This is a genomic window from Commensalibacter papalotli (ex Servin-Garciduenas et al. 2014) (assembly GCF_000527695.1).
GTDB lineage: Bacteria > Pseudomonadota > Alphaproteobacteria > Acetobacterales > Acetobacteraceae > Commensalibacter > Commensalibacter papalotli.
Window position 1 is genome coordinate 1,148,084 of sequence record NZ_ATSX01000001.1, and the last position, 16,920, is coordinate 1,165,003.

Sequence of the window (16,920 nt, forward strand, 5' to 3'; positions counted from 1 at the left end):
TCTACTCGTTATTAAGCCTCTTATAAGCATCACAACCATCCTGTGATTCATTTAAACAGGCTTGTTTATAATATTCTTTGGCTTTTTCATTATCTTGAGCGACTCCCTCCCCATTTTCATACATAACACCAATATTATATTGTGCCGAAGCATGATCCTGACGAGCTGCATCCATAAAATACTCTATTGCCTTTTCATAATCCTGTGGAACCCATTCGCCTTCGCTATAAATTAAACCCAAATTATAACATGCAGACGCATGGCCTTGATCTGCAGCCTGTTGATACCATTCAATCGCTTTTGCATAGTCCTGTGGAACCCCTTGCCCATGCCTGTACATCAATCCAATATTATATTGCGCACCCTCATCCTCTTGATCCGCAGCCTTGAGATACCATATCATTGCTTTTACATAATCCTGTGGCACACCAAGCCCTTGTTCGTGCATATGACCAAGATTATATTGAGAATCAACATCCCCTTGATCTGCGGCTTTTTGATACCAAACCAGTGCCTTTTGATAGCTTTCGCAAACCCCTTGACCCGCATAATAAGCAGACCCCATTCTATATTGTGCTAAAGCATCTCCTTGGTCTGCAGCTTGTTGATACCATTTTATTGCTGCATCGATATTCTGAGGAACATCATCACCATCGTGATATATTTCACCAAGTTGAAATTGTGCTTTTATATGACCTTGATCTGCGGCTTTGCGATACCATTCAATTGCTCTATTAGCATTCTGAGGAACGTCATAACCCAGACTATATATTTCCCCAAGCTTAAATTGTGCTTTTACATATCCTTGATCCCCAGATTGTAAGTAATAAAACATTGCCGTCAGATGATTTCTGGAAATACCAACACCATAATCATACATATAGGCAAGGTTAAACTGAGCTTCTGCATCCCCTTGGTCTGCGGCTTGTTGATATAATAGGCGAGCTTTTTCATAATCTGGAGGAAAAAAATCACTATCTTCATATAGTTGCCCCAATATTCTTTGGGATACAGCATCCCCTCAATCGACTTCTTGCTCTAATTCTAGAATGTCTTGTTGACTAAGATGAGAGTGAATATTAATCAATTGAGTTTGTTCGCTTGCGCTATTTCTGAAGAGTTTACCCATATTTTTCTGGATTTCTGCGGCTTCCAAACCTGCTTCTTGCTCTAACTGTGCGATGTCCTGTTGATTAAGGTTGGAATACGTATCAATAAATTGTGTTTCTTTATTCGTATTTCTTCTGAACTGTAAAAAGAATTTTTTAAAAAAGCTCATAACTGAATATCCCTACACTTGTTAAATCATATAAAACAAGTTAGACAATTTTGTCCAATATTTAACCCATAGAAACTTTACTCTTGCTCTAGTCTTTCATAATCATAACAACACGCTTGTGACTTATTAAAGCAGGCTTGCTTATGATATTCTCTGGCTTTTGATAATTTTTGGTCAACACCACGACCATCAGCATCCATATACTCAAGATCCAATTCCGCCCTATCATTCATTTGTTCAACAGCTTTAGTATAATATTTAATTACTGGATCTTATTCTTTAAATATTTCATAAAAGAAACTAAGTATAAATAGTGCTTCACTATCCCCTTCATCTGCGGCTTTTTGATGTACTGCTTTTAATTGATCTGCATTGATAACCTTATTCTTTTGAATCAATTTTTAAAAGTTTCCATCATTGGACACCCTGAAAACCATTTGAACTATCAATTAGTTTTTTATAACTATTCACAAAGAACTAACTGATCTGCTGTTAACTGATAATGCCTTGTTGCCAGCCGTTGCACTTGTTCCATATTATGAGAGACCAACAAAATACCGATATTTTGCTGTTGTAACTCTTGCACACATTTCTCTACAACCAATACTGTTTTGGGGTCTAATGCAGACGTTATTTCATCAAGTAATAAAAAACGAACTTTCGCAGAGATCGCTCTTAATAATGCCATTCGTTGCTTTTCACCCGTTGAAAGTTGTAGAATATCTGCATCCAGCAATGTTTCTTTTAAGTTAAATTTAGGTAACCAATAGCGCACTAAATCAAGGTTAGCAAAATGTTCTTTAACCGTTTGCGCCCACCATCCAGATTCAGCTGCAATATAAGTTACGCGTTTACGCCATTCTGGTGCCGGAAAAAAATTACGTTCTTTATCATCTAAAAACACTTGGCCTTCATTAGGGATTAAATCGGCAATCATTCGCAAGAAAACTGATTTACCCACACCAGATTCCCCTGTAATCACAATACAATCACCACTAGCAACCTCAAGGGAATATGGTCCCTGATCAAGAGCAGATATTTTTTTAATTGATAAAACAGAATCTTTGCTGGCTTCAATCATTCTTTAAATCTGAGTATCCTCATTCCAACGCTCTATTTCAACGCCCACAGCTTGCGCTTCAGAAATAATATCCAGTTTTTCTAGCATCACACGCGCTACATAGACACGTTTATCTTCTAAAATTGTTTCAACAATTGTTTCTGCCAATGTTTCAACTAAATGAAAATGTGTATTTCTTATAATCGTTTTAACCTGATTGGTAATATCTTCATAAGAAACAGTGCGGGCAATATCATCAATACCTACGCCTTTTTCCTCTATCACTCCAATAGAAATATTAACCTGTAAGCGTTGCGTAGTTTCCTGCTCAAAAGGATAAACCCCAATTCGAGCTTGTAGAACTAAATCTTTAATAAAAATACGCCTTAGTGCTGGTCTATTTGACCATGAAGGAAAAAAACTCATTTTTAAATTCTATTACTCATCATTATAAACCCCTAGCGCAGGAGACCATTGTAAATGCTGCCCACCATCCAATGCAAGCATTTGACCCGTCACTGATGGTAAGCAAAGCAACCCTAATACTGCTCTTGCCACTTCTTGTGAAGAGGTACCTTGTCCCAAAGGTGTCGACTGGCACTGACGATTAAATTGTTCATCACTTTGCCGCTTGTGCGCCATGGCTGGGCCTGGGCCGATTGCATTCACCCGAATAGATTTTGATGCCAGCGCTAAAGCCATTGTTTGCGTCAACGTCCATAAAGCTGCTTTAGAAATAGTGTAACTGACAAAATGAGGGGTTAGTGACCAAACACGTTGATCCAGCATATTGATCACACATCCTTCTGCACCAGTAGGAAGAGCCTTTGCAAAATCTTGAATTAATTGAAAAGGTGCCCACAAATTAGGGTTTTGATGATGTTGCCACGTTTCTAACGTTACAGTATCCCATTCATCCCGATCAAAAACACTGGCATTATTAACCAATACACCTATTGGCCCCAACTTTTGAGTAGCTTGTTCTATCAAAAAGCCTACTTCATCAGGATTAGAAAGCTCTGCTGTTAATAAAATAGCAGAACGACCTAGATCTTGGATTTCTTGTAAGACTTGATCAGCCTGAACAGTATGACAGCGTGCATGAATAGCAACATCAAAGCCAACCCTTGCCAACGTCAAGGCTATCTCTCTTCCTAACCTAATAGTAGCCCCTGTAATCAATGCCACTTTGGGGATTGTTTGTGGAACCAAGAAAAAATCATTTAGTAATAAACTACCATCCATTTAAACCTCATTTTCAACTATTATTGGCTTTGACCATAGTTTGCATATCTTTTGTTAAATTTTAACTTTTTTAATATATATTTCATATAATATAAAAGTCAGAATATACCGTTATTATCAGCATCAAATAAACACTCTACTATTATACTTCTATCTTATGAAATAAATATATTATTTAACCGTTTTTTCACCTCACTGATATTGTTAAAAGCTTTGGTTATTTTAATTTTTTAATTAATACAAGCCACATATTTTATTCCATTATTATTTTGTTTTAATGATGACAAAACTTCTGGAATATCTTCAAATTGCACGGTATGTATCTGTGGCAAGTGTAATTTATAATCAGCAATGTGATTAAGTAACAGTTGTCCATCTTGCACCAAGCATGCCCATTGCTGATCATTGCCAAAGACATGTGTTGAAGCCAAAGCAATTTCATGTAAAGAAATACTGGTTGTAAATGCAGGCAATGGGGCTTTTTCTATTCTATCTTGAATACAAATCAAATGCCCATAAAACCCTAATAAAGGGGCAATTTCTGCTGCACTTTGACCATTTACTGTATCATATGCTGCATAAAGTGGCTGCCCTGCCAAAGCTTTTTGCAATTGTTGATGCCAATCTTGATCATGATAGTCAAACGTTGCAATTGCTCCATAACTGCGCAACATTTGATGGCGATGTGAACTGGCAGTTACGTAAACTTTAGCCCCAGCATCAATTAATAATTGTGTCAAAAGACTACCAACACCGCCCCCTGCACCATTAACCAAAACTGATTTTCCTCCAAGATTTGAAGTTTTTTGGAAAGCTTGCCATGCTGTTAAACCTGGACAAGGAAAAGCAGCTGCAGAGACATTGTTTAGTCGATCAGGTACAGCAATCAGAGCACGCCCATCAACCACTATGTGGTGGCTGAAACTGCCTGGAAAGCGAAGATCAGTATGATAAGTATATCGTGAGCCAATACGAATATGACGCATATCTTTACCAACAGCTACGACAACTCCCATACCATCTACACCTGGAATTTGACCTTGTTTCCAATCTTTGGAAAACCCTAACATTAATTTCCAATCAACAGGATTTAATCCTATTGCTCTATTTTCAATTAATACTTGATGATCTGCTAAAGGACCCATTTGGTATGTTTTTAAATCTAATTCCATTGGATTGTCTGAACCATACCAATGCCAAGCCTTAGTCTCAATGAACATCTTTTTCCCTCTACAAGATTTTTTTTGAATTCTTAATTTAATTATTTGAAAGATGACTTTATTTCAGTCATAAGCCCTTAGTACATATCAACTTGGCAATTTTGAATTACTGACCTAAAAAAATTATCTCTTATAAAATCTTGTAAATAACAACATAATAATTTCTTAATTACAGCATTTATATAACTTATGTAAATCATCAGCAACTTTAGATCATATTAAAAACTATAATCCAATTAGCGATTTAATTAAATGAATACTTTACAAAATTTGACTAATTAGAATTTGGAATAACTGATTGATGTAAATAATCTTTATCCACCTGTAAATCACGACCGATAGGGAGGAACCACATAGCAGCTATTACAATAATAAACAATAAAGCAATGGCACCACAATAAATAATTTTTTGCACTTTATTCTTCCCTATTCGTCATAATAATACTTATTTTTGATGATACGGCGCAAGCATTTGCATCATTTCCGTCCATTCACGTTTTGTTAAACCACTATCAGCCTGCTCAACAACTTCACCACCAAGCATTTTACCTAAAACCTTCATCATAGAAGCTGAAAAAGTAACCGCACCGCGACGGTAATCCTCAAAAGCCTCACAAGCAATCGGTACCCAAGCTTGTAGGGTTTTTAACATGGCCTCAGCATAAACTCTGATTTCATATTGAGCATGCGGGTCAATACGCAATTGCAGAAAATGAAACAAATTATGAAGATTAATCTTCCAATACCATTGACTATAACTATTTAATGTTAAATTCATCCTAGCCAATTCACGAGCCAACCCGTAACCACCTTCTTCAGCTGGATTCAACATAGTTTCATAATGATCATAACATTGTTGAGCATCTTGTTTTAATAATTGGATAACTGCGGCAGCTTGTTCGGATGATAAGACATCTCCTCTACCTTGATTATTCACTACACTTTGAGCTGCTAAGGCTTCTGGTTCAGGAATATAAAACTCACGATCCATAATGGAATATCGTGCAGAATATTCATTCACACTAGCAGTGCGATGACGTATCCATTGACGGGCAACAAAAATTGGTAGGCGTACGTGATATTTAATCTCGCACATTTCAAACGGCGTTGTGTGATGATGGCGCATTAAATAACGAATTAATCCACGATCTTCTGATACTTTCTTGGTTCCAGCACCATAAGACACTCGTGCAGCTTGAACAATAGACGAATCATCCCCCATATAATCAACAACGCGAATAAAACCATGATCTAGAACAGGTAATGCTTTGAACAGCATCGCCTCCAACCCTGGGGAAACAGGGCGTTTAGTTGGTATTTGTATATTAGATTGAGAATTAATTTCTGCTTGTTGTTCTGCTGTAAGAGGCATGTTCATCCCGCTATATTTAAAATAAAAAATGCAAAAAAGTGCTTTCTTTATAAACCACAACTATCGCCATGAATACCCACTGAAATAACTAATTTTTAGGTATCGCTGTTATCGTCATGTTATCTTGATTTATTAACTTGAAAAAGTCTAGAAAATTCATATTCAACAAAGTGTTAATACGTTCTGGAGTTTCAAACGTAATTGCTAATCGCATCATATGTCTAGGATTTAATAAAATATCTGTTAAAGCCGAATAAAGTTGACGATCAAGCTCGAAATCTTTCCCTTTGGCAAATTCCGAGAACTTAGCCAACGTTTCATCATAAATCTTTTTTTCTGTTTTACCAGAAGTTTTTGCTATAATCGAAAATAGACGTTTTTTTAAACCTGCATCATAAACTGATAACACCATTGATTTTAATAAGATGCTATTGGACCAATTGACTTTGTAAAAATCAAAAGTTTTTGGGTCGATATAAAAACGGCTTTGCAAGTAAAGCCCCAGAAAATCATAGCCAAAATAATTAAATTTATGCAAAGAAAACAATGAATCCTTGGTATAATAAGTAAAATTAGAATGAAAAGCCCCATTAATATGCTCATAACCTAATCTTTTTAAATATTCGGCAAAAAGGCTAAAAGAAGAGGTTAAATCATAATCTAATTTATCAGCTAAAATTTCACCATCCCAAGTTGTTTCTTGACGAGAAAGATGAATATTTAACTGTCCAATTGATACACGTTTTTTATGATCACGAAACCCAATCATATTATAGGCTTTAAAGAAAAAATCTGTGCTTGTTAAAAATGAAGAAAAAAATTCTTTTTCATTAAACTTGCGATCATTAGACATTTCCCAAATCAGTTGATCAAAATGAAGCGCATCCAAAGATGCCGTTTGCCCTGTTTTGATAGCCGGAGCAATATCGACATTATAAAATAAATAAGGACGTTTTTTTGCTGATCCTTGTCTCGCTATATTCCAACTCCCTAACTTGAACTTACCCCATTTTGTATAAAAATAAGCCCCTTTCATATTCCCTTGTTCAAAAGAAATATTCCAAATATCAGACCAAGATAATACCAACCCTTTATTTTCCTTAGTAAACGCAGGAATTGTGAGATTACTGAATGAAACCGAAGCAATATTTGCCGATAAGTCAGGGGATTTGACCTCAATATTATCCATATCTAGGCTACTGACACTACCAGTGTCTTTTGGAGCTGCACGGATTTTTCGAATAGTAATCATTACATCGTTAGACAGTGACAAACGAACATCTGTGATAACAACAGACTGTGTTAACCAACTGATATGAGCATTGGAATAAGAATAATGCCCATTAGAGCCTACTATTTGTTGTAATCTGGATTGCACGTGGTGCAGTGCATTTTGTGCATGAGAATGAGCAACTTGGTATCCCTTGATCCCTATCCACACAAATAGAGAGAGAATCACCAGTATCAATAAGAACTTCTTTTTCATGCTATAAATAATATTCGCAACCTGAGTATAACGAGTTAGTTTTTTAAATCTGTTATTTGTTAAGCATAGAATAAAAAAACAAAGAAACAAAATTTTATTTAATTATTACTATTCACATAAATCCCGAAAAAAGCCATGACAATAACTTCATGGCTTGATAAAAAATTATATTTACAATCTACTTTACAGGAACAGCTTGGATTTTAAGATTGAACATACCAAATAACTCTGTAGGACTTTTATCATTTATATTAGCTGCAGAAATAGGAGCTGCTGGCAATGATGAAAATTGAATCTCTGTTTTTTGTGGGTTTTGCATAAAAGATTCAAGTGTTTTTACTGTATCCTCAGCAAAAGATGCAGGAATTTCTTTTTGACCTTGCATAACTTCTTTCACAGATGAAACCATAGATTCTTTAACTTCTGCTTCTGTTTTTCCTTGTTTTTGACTACCTAACTTTAACAGTCTTTCAAATATACCTGTATTTTGTATAACCACACTAAATTCTTTAAATTTAGCATTAGGGTTCGATAAAATAGATTCTGGAGAACGATAAACAATATCTAGTGGAATATTCCCCTGTAAAGTCGCATTAATCTTTCCAATATCTTTAAATACTAAATTATTTAACGATACAGATAAGCCATTTGTATCATTTTGATATTGCACATTTACACTTCCAGAAGCAGATATTGTTTTATATCCCATCTGCCTAAAAATATCCCAGTACTCACCATAATTTGAATCTAGCACAGAAAATTCTAGATTATCAAAAGCATAAGTTTGATCTGATTTTCCTTGTTTATCCAAATTTGAATTTACTGTCAGTGTACCAAGCGAAGCAAAATCCTCACCCACAGAGAATTTAAAACCTGCAGCTTTAGTCACTCCTTGAATTCCACCCAATTTTCGAATATATTCTTGTTGTACATCTCTCATTTTTTTGCTGAGATCATTAAGATTATTCAAGTCAAAAGACTGAGATCCAAACACCTTCATTATCGTTGCCAAATCCACTCCAGAATTTTCATAAGATGCTAACGATACTGCTATTTTGTTATATATTGGAATATTTACAGAAAAATCTTTTAAAGACTGGCTGGTCTTACGTCCCACCCCGTAATCTTTCATTTGATATTGAGCAATTTTAAACGCAGAATTATAATCTTTAAATTGCAAATTATCGATGCTGAACAAATTAAACTGCACCATCGATAAAGTATGAAAGACTCTTTTGAATTCATCATTCAATGATCTGTGATTATTTTCACCTACTGAATACTCTGCTTGACTTTTTACAATATCTGCTAAATTGATTTGATTAATGTTAAAAGCCCCAAGTGAAAAATCATCTTTTCTGTCTTTAATAGACAAATCTTTTAGCAAAATATCAGTCTTTTTATCCAACCCATACTCTTTTATCTGGTATTGAGCCATTTTGAACGTCGTGTTATATGCATCTTTATATTGCAAATTTTCAACATTCAACGTACTAAACTGCATCGTGGACAACTGCTGAATTAGACCGTTAGTTACAGCATTCACTGATCTATAATTATTTTCGTCCGCAAAAAATTCTTCTTGTCTTTTGGATATTTCCGCCAAATTCACTTGATCAATGTTAAAAGACCCTATTGAAAAATCATTTCTTCCGTCCTTAGAAGTAAAGTCTTTCAGCAAAATATCTGTCTTTTGATCTAACCCATAATTCTTCATTTGATATTGAGTAATTTTAAACTCAGGACTATATTTATCTTTAAATCTAAAATTTTGAATATTTAGCAATCCAAAACTGATCTTCGATGGAACAATTTTTTTTATTTTACCATCTTCTAACACAATCCACCCAGCATCTGCTTTGGCATTGGCAATCTCAATATACCCAATGGTGAAAGGGGCTTCTGTATCTCTTTCTTTTTTTATTGCTAACTTATCTATATTTAGCTTCTTAATTTCATACTCAGAACCCAAAACTGCACTGACTTTATCTGCCGTATAAACAGTATTATCTTTATCTTTTAAAACAACTTTATCTATTGTTGTTTCCTGAGAGAAAACATTAATATGATGATCAGCATAGGTAATCGCAACCCCAGGAAAAGAACTTTTAATCAACTCAATCTTTTCTTGGAATTTTTTTTCTGCTTGCTGAGATACATAATAATATCCACCCCCTCCAACTACACCAACACCAACAACTACAACCGCACCAATAACCACAGCTTTACTCATATAAACCACCTTATTTAATCTATATATTATATTCTTTTAAAAAAAAGCTGTAGAAACACAATATGCCTCTACAGCTTTTACAATAATCAACGTTATTTTATTTCTAACAAAAAATTATTTTGTGGCCTCTGCTTTAATACTTAAATTTAATGCGTCCAATATCTCAGATTGAGATTTGCCCATCAATTCTAATGCTGTAACAGGTTGTGCTGGTTTAACTTGAATAACCAAAGACTGCTTAGGATCATTAATAAGCGCAATGAAAGCTTCATCCCCTTGTTTTTGAACAGGAATAGTTGCTGTTTGAGCATCTTGCTTGATCATTGTCACGATATTTTCCTTGGCTTGATCAGCAGTAATATTTTTTTCTTTAGCTGTTTTAGCAAAAATCTTTTCAAGCAACCCTTTGTTTTGCAACGTAACTTTTAAAGAAATTAACTTGTAACTGCTCATTACCTCTTGAGGGTCAACATTAGAAAGATCTTCTGGTGCCGTAAATTGCATATTTGCATTTAAATTACCGACGTCTTTAATAGAAATATCAAATGGTGTAAAAGACCATTCTTGTTTTGCTTTAATGTAGTTACCAGAAATATTTCCAGAAACGTCAATTTGATCATAGCCCATTTCTTTTAAAAGGAATAATCTTGCATTATGTGCAGTAGAAACTTTAAAACCAGAGAATACAGCAGAGCTTTTTAAATCACCATTCGCAGCAACAGAATTATCTGTTTCAAATTTATCAAGTGACCAATCCTGATCATCAACATGCGCTGTTAACCCTTCAAGGGTTCCTTTGCTAGGTTGTCCAGAAATTGCTCTTGGTTTTTGCCCCTGTTCGACCAGCTCTATTATACCTGCCAAATCAAGACCGTTCACTTGGACCTGATTTAATTTTAAAAATTCTTTACCGTCTGTGGTTGCTTTAACATCAACTTGTTTTAAAACTTGATCCGAATTACGTTTCAATCCATAGTTTTTTAACTCATATTGAGCAAAAGTCCCACCTGTTTTATCAGGACCAAAAGCACTTGCATTTTGAATATTTAATAAGTCAAAGCTAATTTTTGAAGGATAAATCTTTTTAATTTTTCCATCTTCAACAATGATTGCGCCAGTAGGCACATCTAGATTCTTAACATCAATATGGGCAGCATCAATCTTTCCGCCCTGCATTTCTGTATGGAATTTGTCAACTGCAATCGTATCAACCTTACCATGAGATACACCGCTTAAAGTCAATGTATCTGCTGTATATTCTTGTCCATCTTTATCTTTGATAATCAGTTTTTGCAAAGTTGCTGATTGAGAAAATGGACTGACACTGGAACTTTCATATTTGATAGAAAGCCCTGGTGCTGATTTTTCAATTAAACTAATCGTATTCTGTAGCTCTTGGTTTGCTTTGTTGGACATATAATAATATCCACCTCCACCAACGACACCAACGCCAATAATAACAACGGCACCAACAACAGCAGCTTTACTCATAAAGATCACCCTTAAAACTATTAAAATCTAAACCCAAGAACAATTATAAACGTCACCTTACTATACACAATTCTTCTCTAAAAAAAAATCATTTTAGTAGTTTATGGCTCTTAGAATAAACAAAATTATTTTTATTTTAAATTTACTCTTTTTTTCTTTGAGAATTCATCATATATTAAAAGTGTTGGTTTTACCAGCTATGGTAATAAACGGTATATGGAATAAGCGTAGTGGACCCGGGGGCAGTACCCGGCATCTCCACCATAAATATATGGGGATGAAACAGGCTCGACACGCGTAGTAAAGATATATTTTTTACTCGGCATTGTACCGCCGTTATCGGGCTTTATTTTACAAATGCCAACGATAATTTCGAGGCACACGCTGTTGCGGCCTAATAAGCCAATGTAACAAGCGCGGCTGAGGGTGCGCCGGGCAACAGAAGCCCCTCACTATTGATATATTGAAAATAATGAATTGCTTAATACTTAATAGAGACAAATTATAATATGACGAATTCAGATGGTTTTGATAGCAACCCTCCAACTATTTTACTGCCCTATCAAGAATGGATCGAAGCTGCCTATCGTCAAGTTGCTCGTAATGCTGTCAAATACGCTGCACAAAGTGGATTGCCTGGTAATCACAGTCTTTATTTAACTTTTGACACTACTTATCCTGGTGTCTCTATTCCCTCTCGTTTAAAAGCACAATATCCCAATGAAATGACTATTGTTTTACAACATCAATTTTGGGATCTTACTGTTAATGAACAAGAAAAAAAGATGTCTGTTGGATTATCTTTTGGTGGTGTTGCCTCTATTTTGGTGATTCCATTTGGTGCGTTTACTGCTTTTTCTGACCCAGAAGCTAAATTATTGTTAACGTTTACTGCGTTGCCCCCTTCTATTCTCAGCGTTGCTGACAATCTCATTGCTGAAAAAAATGAAAATGAAAACAATGAAGAAGCATCTAAAAATACAGAAGAGAAAGAAGAAGGCCAAATCATTAGTTTGGATGCATTTCGAAAAAAACACGATTAAATTTTATCTCTCATTTGGTGATATTTATTAAAAACCAATAAAGATTGAGAGCTATTGTCTTTAGTTAAATATATGCAGCAACTCTGTTTGTATATATATTGGCAATGCCCAAGTAAGACCTATACCATTTATTATATATAATTTCAGTAATTAATTCCATCTAAACCCAGCATAACCAATCATATCATCCTCAAACATTATATTCTGTTCAAATACGTAATAAGGATAATGATGAAAGATAAAGTAATTCAGTTGGTGTTATTCTGTATGAACGGTAAAAAGAGGGGTTTTTTTAATCCAACGAAACATTGAGATTAATTACTATAATAAAATACAGCATATCATCTCACACTCTCAGTTTAAAATATTTTTATAAAAGAACCCATTATCTTTTTATAATAAACAACTATGATTATGATTGCGTATAGTTAATTATATAAAAAGGAAAATATTATGTCTGCACGTATCTTAATTTTATACTATTCTTCCTATGGCCATATTGAAACAATGGCCTATGCAATTGCCAAAGGAATCGAATCATCAGGAGCCACAGCTGTGGTAAAGCGCGTTCCAGAAACGGTTCCAGAGGAAATTGCTCGTAAAAATCACTTTAAATTAGATCAAACAGCTCAAATTGCCACTCCAGGTGAGCTTGCTGATTATGATGGTATCATTCTTGGGACAGGCACACGTTTTGGACGGATTTCTTCACAAATGGCCAGTTTTTTAGACCAAACAGGTGGATTATGGGCCAAAGGTGCTTTGATTGGCAAAGTCGGCGGTGCTTTTACAAGTACAGGCACACAACATGCAGGACAAGAAATGACACTGATGTCATTAATTACTAATCTAATGCATTACGGCATGACGATTGCCAGCTTCCCATTTACCTTCGCAGGACTTAGTGAAATTAACGAAGTTACAGGCGGCACGCCATATGGAGCCTCTACTATTGCAGGTCCAGATGGGTCTCGTGCAGTATCACAAAATGAGTTAAACGGCGCAGAGTTTTTTGGAAAACATGTTGCTGAAATTACCAAGAAACTTTCAGCTTGATAAACCTTTACCAATATTTTGTTTTTATCCCCTTTAAATACAAGCACTGATTATTTTAAAGGGGATAAAAAACATAGATTTAAAATTAAATAAATATTTTTTTCATAACTTTGAAGAATAGTAACCGTAATATTCAACAAAAAACTTTCTTGATTAATTTCAATCATTCGTTATCTATAAACATATTCAACTGCCCCTAATATCATTGGATGATCTGAAATGACTGACCAAACTGCTGACTTTGATTTTGATTTACCACAATCTTGCATCGCACATCATCCAATGCGTCCCAAAGATATGGCCAAATTACTATATATTCCGACAACAGGCCTTCCAGAAGATCATATTATTCGTGATCTCCCCTCTTTTTTTCGCAAAGGCGATATTCTTGTTGCCAATGATACGAAGGTCATTCATGCAAAATTATCTGCAATGCGAGGCGCTGCACATATCGGCATTACACTTGATCGTCCTATGGGTGATGAGCGTTGGCACGTTCTTATTAAAAATAGTAAACGCTTAAAACAGGGGGATCGCTTGGATTTTCCTGATGGTAAAGTCTATGCAACTATTGATGAATTAGAAGTAGGAGGAAGTGGTTTTATTCGTTTTAGTATAGAAGGAGATGCTTTCGATGCTTGGCTAAGAGACATTGGTAAGCTGGCACTTCCTCCTTATATTGAACGGCCAGATGGCCCTACAGTAGAAGATGAAGAAGACTATCATACCATTTTTTCTCAGTTTCCAGGTGCGGTAGCCGCCCCCACCGCAGGTCTGCATTTTACCGATCAGTTATTAACTCAACTAGACGATATTGGTGTAGAGCGGTTGACGTTAACTTTGCATGTTGGTGCTGGTACTTTTTTACCTGTACGCAGCGATAATATAAGCGATCATCATATGCATGCGGAATATGGCATTATTACTCCAGCGGTAGCCACACGTTTGAACCAAGCTAAAACTGAAAAACGCCGCATAATTGCAGTGGGAACAACGTCATTACGATTACTTGAAAGTGCCGTTGATGAGAATGGGGTTATTCATCCCTTTCACAAAGAAACATCTATTTTCATTCGCCCAGGTTATAAATTTAAAGCCGTGGATATGCTGATGACAAATTTTCATTTACCAAGATCAACTTTATTCATGCTGGTTAGTGCATTTGGAGGAGCAGAGAAAATGCGACATGCTTATCAACATGCTATTCAAAATGGGTATCGTTTTTATTCCTATGGAGATGCTTGTTTGATTGAAAAGGCGTTTATGTAGAAAAGTTTTTTTATACTATTCGGATGCTTTGATATCCGTAAGTCAATATTAACTGGCGCAATATAATCTAAATTAGCATATTGGCTTGTCTGCAAACTACCAGTATATTTTTTAAAGACGTTCTTCGTAACAAAAATATACTCTGCTACGTATTATTTTATATTAGTGCTTTCACTATCTTGATCAACTTTTGCATAACATACTTCAACTATTTGAATCACTTGTTTCAAATCATTTGCACAAAGCAAGTTTTAAATCATTAGCTACGTTTTAAATGATAATATCTGAAACTTCTATTTGTGCATAAGCAACCAACGGCAAGAGAAATATGAAAATCAGAAAGCGTATGTTTCTCATAACTATAAAGTTTAAAACTATAAATCTATTACGCTTTACTTTTTGAGATAATATAAATTAGTTCACTAATTGAAAGCCTATTATTGTTAATAGAAAAGATACAATAACCAACCAATTTCCCATTCGAAAAACATCCGCTTTTATTTTACCAAAAAATATTTTATGAGTTACTTACAAGTTCTATGTCTACTCTAAAGGAGTCTTTGTATTGACGGACAATAAATTACAAAAAGGGCTAAGCAAACGCCATGTCTTTTTTATTGCGTTTGGCTCGGCTATCGGTACAGGGCTCTTTTATGGCTCGGCAGCAGCTATTAAACTTGCAGGCCCAAGTGTTCTGTTCGCTTATTGTATCGCGGGTGCTGCGGTTTTTATGGTCATGCGTGCTTTGGGTGAAATGGCTTTACATGAACCCTCCGCAGGATCTTTTGGGTATTACGCAACCAATTTTATCGGCCCCTTGGCTGGTTTCATTACAGGATGGACGTATGTTTTCGAAATGGCATTGGTTTGCCTAACGGATATTACCGCTTTTGCCACTTATATGGATTTTTGGTATCAGGGGGTCTCGCCGTGGATTTGGACTTTGGGAATTACCTTAATAATTACTGCAATTAATCTAGCTGCTGTTAAAATCTATGGCGAATTAGAATTTTGGCTGTCCGCAGTGAAAATTACAGCTATTATTGCTATGATTTTGGCAGGAATTGTCATTTTAATCTTTGGATTGAATTATTCTCATCATACCTCTGCTGGCCTTCATAATTTATGGTCGAATGGTGGATGGATGCCAAATGGTTGGTTTGGATTTATGGCCTGTTTCAGTGTTGTTGTTTTTGCTTTTGGTGGGATTGAAATTATCGGCCTTACCGCCATTGAAACAAAAGATGCTGAAAGGAATATTCCAAAATCCATTAACGCCATTCCATTACGGATTCTGCTTTTTTATATTATGACCTTAACCATGTTAATGTCAATTTATCCATGGGATAAAATTGGTCTGGAAGGCAGCCCTTTTGTCACCATTTTTAACAGTATTGGTATTAAATCAGCAGCCAATATTTTTAATATTGTCGTTATTACCGCCGCAATCTCTGCGATTAACAGTGACATGTATGGCGCAAGTCGAATGATGTATGGTTTAGCTCAAGAAGGCCAAACACTTAGAAAATTAAACTATCTTTCTAAAAATGGAACACCTGTAAGTGCTGTTTTAGTAATGTTTTTAGTTTTAGTGTTAGGGGTCGTTTTAAATTATTTTTATCATGACGGCTTATTCTTTTTTATTGCTGCCATGGCTACATTTGCAACTGTATTAGTATGGCTTATGATTTTACTTTCACAGTTTTGCATGCGTATGAAGTTACCAAAGACAGAAATAGCTTCCTTGCAATATCCAATTCCTTTTTGGCCAATAGGACCTATTTTAACCATCCTCTTTATGATTTTCACCATTGTGGTGATTGGAATAATTCCCGAAACACGCGTTGCACTTTATATAGGAATTATATGGGTTATCTTTTTAGTTGGCTGTTTTTATCTGGCAAAAAAAATTAATAAAAACAAAATGGTTAATCTTGTCTCTAAATAACGATTTTTGATCAATGTAAAAAATATCATATAGCTAAACAATACTTTATAATTGTTTAGCAATTGATTAATTTCTACCATTATAAAAACTATGGACAAGTATTAATGCCATTAAAAATAAATATGAGTTATCTAAAGATTTTTATACTTTTAGGTTTTTTTATTCCTTTGAGTAGCCATGCGTAAAGACAATCAAGAAGCTGAAATTATACAAGGTTC

Annotated in this window: 17 protein-coding genes and 1 other RNA gene; 5 read left to right on the forward strand and 13 right to left on the reverse strand. The window is 35.1% G+C overall.

The genetic code is table 11. The features are described from left to right. Position 1 precedes the first annotated feature (1 nt). From COMX_RS05205 to COMX_RS05245, 13 genes are all read right to left on the reverse strand, one after another. Entirely contained in the window at positions 2-1,000 is a 999-nt protein-coding gene (locus COMX_RS05205) for an SEL1-like repeat protein (RefSeq protein ID WP_255343279.1), read from the reverse strand. Positions 1,001-1,021: 21 nt separating this feature from the next. Next, complete coding sequence (locus tag COMX_RS10650; protein ID WP_051461889.1) at positions 1,022-1,279, reverse strand: hypothetical protein; 258 nt, start codon at positions 1,277-1,279, stop codon at positions 1,022-1,024. A gap of 77 nt (positions 1,280-1,356) precedes the next feature. Then, on the reverse strand, positions 1,357-1,512 hold the full coding sequence (locus COMX_RS11020) for a Sel1 repeat protein (protein ID WP_152534159.1): 156 nt from the start codon (positions 1,510-1,512) through the stop codon (positions 1,357-1,359). Between the two features lie 39 nt (positions 1,513-1,551). Continuing rightward, positions 1,552-1,677: a hypothetical protein gene (locus COMX_RS11365; protein WP_255343275.1), complete on the reverse strand. Its 126-nt coding sequence runs from the start codon at positions 1,675-1,677 to the stop codon at positions 1,552-1,554. A 65-nt stretch (positions 1,678-1,742) separates the two neighbouring features. Further along, positions 1,743-2,360 carry an ABC transporter ATP-binding protein gene (locus COMX_RS05210; RefSeq protein ID WP_051461890.1) on the reverse strand — a complete coding sequence of 206 codons (618 nt, stop codon included), beginning with the start codon at positions 2,358-2,360 and terminating at the stop codon, positions 1,743-1,745. Positions 2,361-2,363: 3 nt separating this feature from the next. Further along, positions 2,364-2,765 carry a dihydroneopterin aldolase gene (gene folB, locus COMX_RS05215; protein ID WP_034337770.1) on the reverse strand — a complete coding sequence of 134 codons (402 nt, stop codon included), beginning with the start codon at positions 2,763-2,765 and terminating at the stop codon, positions 2,364-2,366. Positions 2,766-2,777: 12 nt separating this feature from the next. Next, positions 2,778-3,584 carry an SDR family oxidoreductase gene (locus COMX_RS05220; RefSeq protein WP_051461891.1) on the reverse strand — a complete coding sequence of 269 codons (807 nt, stop codon included), beginning with the start codon at positions 3,582-3,584 and terminating at the stop codon, positions 2,778-2,780. A 230-nt stretch (positions 3,585-3,814) separates the two neighbouring features. After that, positions 3,815-4,804: a zinc-binding dehydrogenase gene (locus tag COMX_RS05225; protein ID WP_034337773.1), complete on the reverse strand. Its 990-nt coding sequence runs from the start codon at positions 4,802-4,804 to the stop codon at positions 3,815-3,817. Positions 4,805-5,078: 274 nt separating this feature from the next. Further along, positions 5,079-5,219, reverse strand: a complete 141-nt coding sequence (locus tag COMX_RS11080; protein WP_161631848.1) for a hypothetical protein — start codon at positions 5,217-5,219, stop codon at positions 5,079-5,081. A 30-nt stretch (positions 5,220-5,249) separates the two neighbouring features. Further along, positions 5,250-6,176: an FAD-dependent thymidylate synthase gene (gene thyX, locus COMX_RS05230; RefSeq protein ID WP_034337777.1), complete on the reverse strand. Its 927-nt coding sequence runs from the start codon at positions 6,174-6,176 to the stop codon at positions 5,250-5,252. An 88-nt stretch (positions 6,177-6,264) separates the two neighbouring features. After that, entirely contained in the window at positions 6,265-7,644 is a 1,380-nt protein-coding gene (locus COMX_RS05235; RefSeq protein WP_152534160.1) for a hypothetical protein, read from the reverse strand. A 196-nt stretch (positions 7,645-7,840) separates the two neighbouring features. Next, positions 7,841-9,895, reverse strand: coding sequence for a hypothetical protein (locus COMX_RS05240; RefSeq protein ID WP_034337793.1), 2,055 nt, complete (start codon positions 9,893-9,895; stop codon positions 7,841-7,843). A gap of 114 nt (positions 9,896-10,009) precedes the next feature. Then, the gene (locus tag COMX_RS05245; RefSeq protein ID WP_034337795.1) at positions 10,010-11,386 is read right to left on the reverse strand and encodes a hypothetical protein; all 1,377 of its coding nucleotides are present in this window, start codon (positions 11,384-11,386) and stop codon (positions 10,010-10,012) included. Positions 11,387-11,530: 144 nt separating this feature from the next. Between COMX_RS05245 and ssrA the strand changes: the two genes are divergently transcribed. The 5 genes from ssrA to COMX_RS05265 all read left to right on the forward strand — a co-directional run bounded on the left by ssrA (position 11,531) and on the right by COMX_RS05265 (position 16,702). Further along, positions 11,531-11,840: a transfer-messenger RNA gene (ssrA, locus tag COMX_RS10880) on the forward strand. Positions 11,841-11,895: 55 nt separating this feature from the next. Further along, positions 11,896-12,429 carry an SspB family protein gene (locus COMX_RS05250; protein WP_034337799.1) on the forward strand — a complete coding sequence of 178 codons (534 nt, stop codon included), beginning with the start codon at positions 11,896-11,898 and terminating at the stop codon, positions 12,427-12,429. 453 nt (positions 12,430-12,882) lie between these two features. Beyond that, positions 12,883-13,485 (forward strand): NAD(P)H:quinone oxidoreductase, encoded by a 603-nt coding sequence (wrbA, locus tag COMX_RS05255; RefSeq protein ID WP_034337801.1) that lies wholly within the window; start codon positions 12,883-12,885, stop codon positions 13,483-13,485. A gap of 219 nt (positions 13,486-13,704) precedes the next feature. After that, positions 13,705-14,754 (forward strand): tRNA preQ1(34) S-adenosylmethionine ribosyltransferase-isomerase QueA, encoded by a 1,050-nt coding sequence (queA, locus tag COMX_RS05260; RefSeq protein ID WP_034337803.1) that lies wholly within the window; start codon positions 13,705-13,707, stop codon positions 14,752-14,754. A gap of 565 nt (positions 14,755-15,319) precedes the next feature. Next, positions 15,320-16,702 (forward strand): amino acid permease, encoded by a 1,383-nt coding sequence (locus COMX_RS05265; protein ID WP_034337806.1) that lies wholly within the window; start codon positions 15,320-15,322, stop codon positions 16,700-16,702. Positions 16,703-16,920: the final 218 nt, after the last annotated feature.

What these genes read in the sequence shown, in the direction of transcription:
- COMX_RS10650 (WP_051461889.1), bottom strand. Translation starts at nt 1,279, where the DNA reads ATGAGCTTTTTTAAAAAATTCTTTTTACAGTTCAGAAGAAATACGAAT.
- COMX_RS11020 (WP_152534159.1), bottom strand. Translation starts at nt 1,512, where the DNA reads ATGAATGATAGGGCGGAATTGGATCTTGAGTATATGGATGCTGATGGT.
- COMX_RS05210 (WP_051461890.1), bottom strand. Translation starts at nt 2,360, where the DNA reads ATGATTGAAGCCAGCAAAGATTCTGTTTTATCAATTAAAAAAATATCT.
- folB (WP_034337770.1), bottom strand. Translation starts at nt 2,765, where the DNA reads ATGAGTTTTTTTCCTTCATGGTCAAATAGACCAGCACTAAGGCGTATT.
- COMX_RS05220 (WP_051461891.1), bottom strand. Translation starts at nt 3,584, where the DNA reads ATGGATGGTAGTTTATTACTAAATGATTTTTTCTTGGTTCCACAAACA.
- COMX_RS05225 (WP_034337773.1), bottom strand. Translation starts at nt 4,804, where the DNA reads ATGTTCATTGAGACTAAGGCTTGGCATTGGTATGGTTCAGACAATCCA.
- thyX (WP_034337777.1), bottom strand. Translation starts at nt 6,176, where the DNA reads ATGCCTCTTACAGCAGAACAACAAGCAGAAATTAATTCTCAATCTAAT.
- COMX_RS05240 (WP_034337793.1), bottom strand. Translation starts at nt 9,895, where the DNA reads ATGAGTAAAGCTGTGGTTATTGGTGCGGTTGTAGTTGTTGGTGTTGGT.
- COMX_RS05245 (WP_034337795.1), bottom strand. Translation starts at nt 11,386, where the DNA reads ATGAGTAAAGCTGCTGTTGTTGGTGCCGTTGTTATTATTGGCGTTGGT.
- COMX_RS05250 (WP_034337799.1), top strand. Translation starts at nt 11,896, where the DNA reads ATGACGAATTCAGATGGTTTTGATAGCAACCCTCCAACTATTTTACTG.
- wrbA (WP_034337801.1), top strand. Translation starts at nt 12,883, where the DNA reads ATGTCTGCACGTATCTTAATTTTATACTATTCTTCCTATGGCCATATT.
- queA (WP_034337803.1), top strand. Translation starts at nt 13,705, where the DNA reads ATGACTGACCAAACTGCTGACTTTGATTTTGATTTACCACAATCTTGC.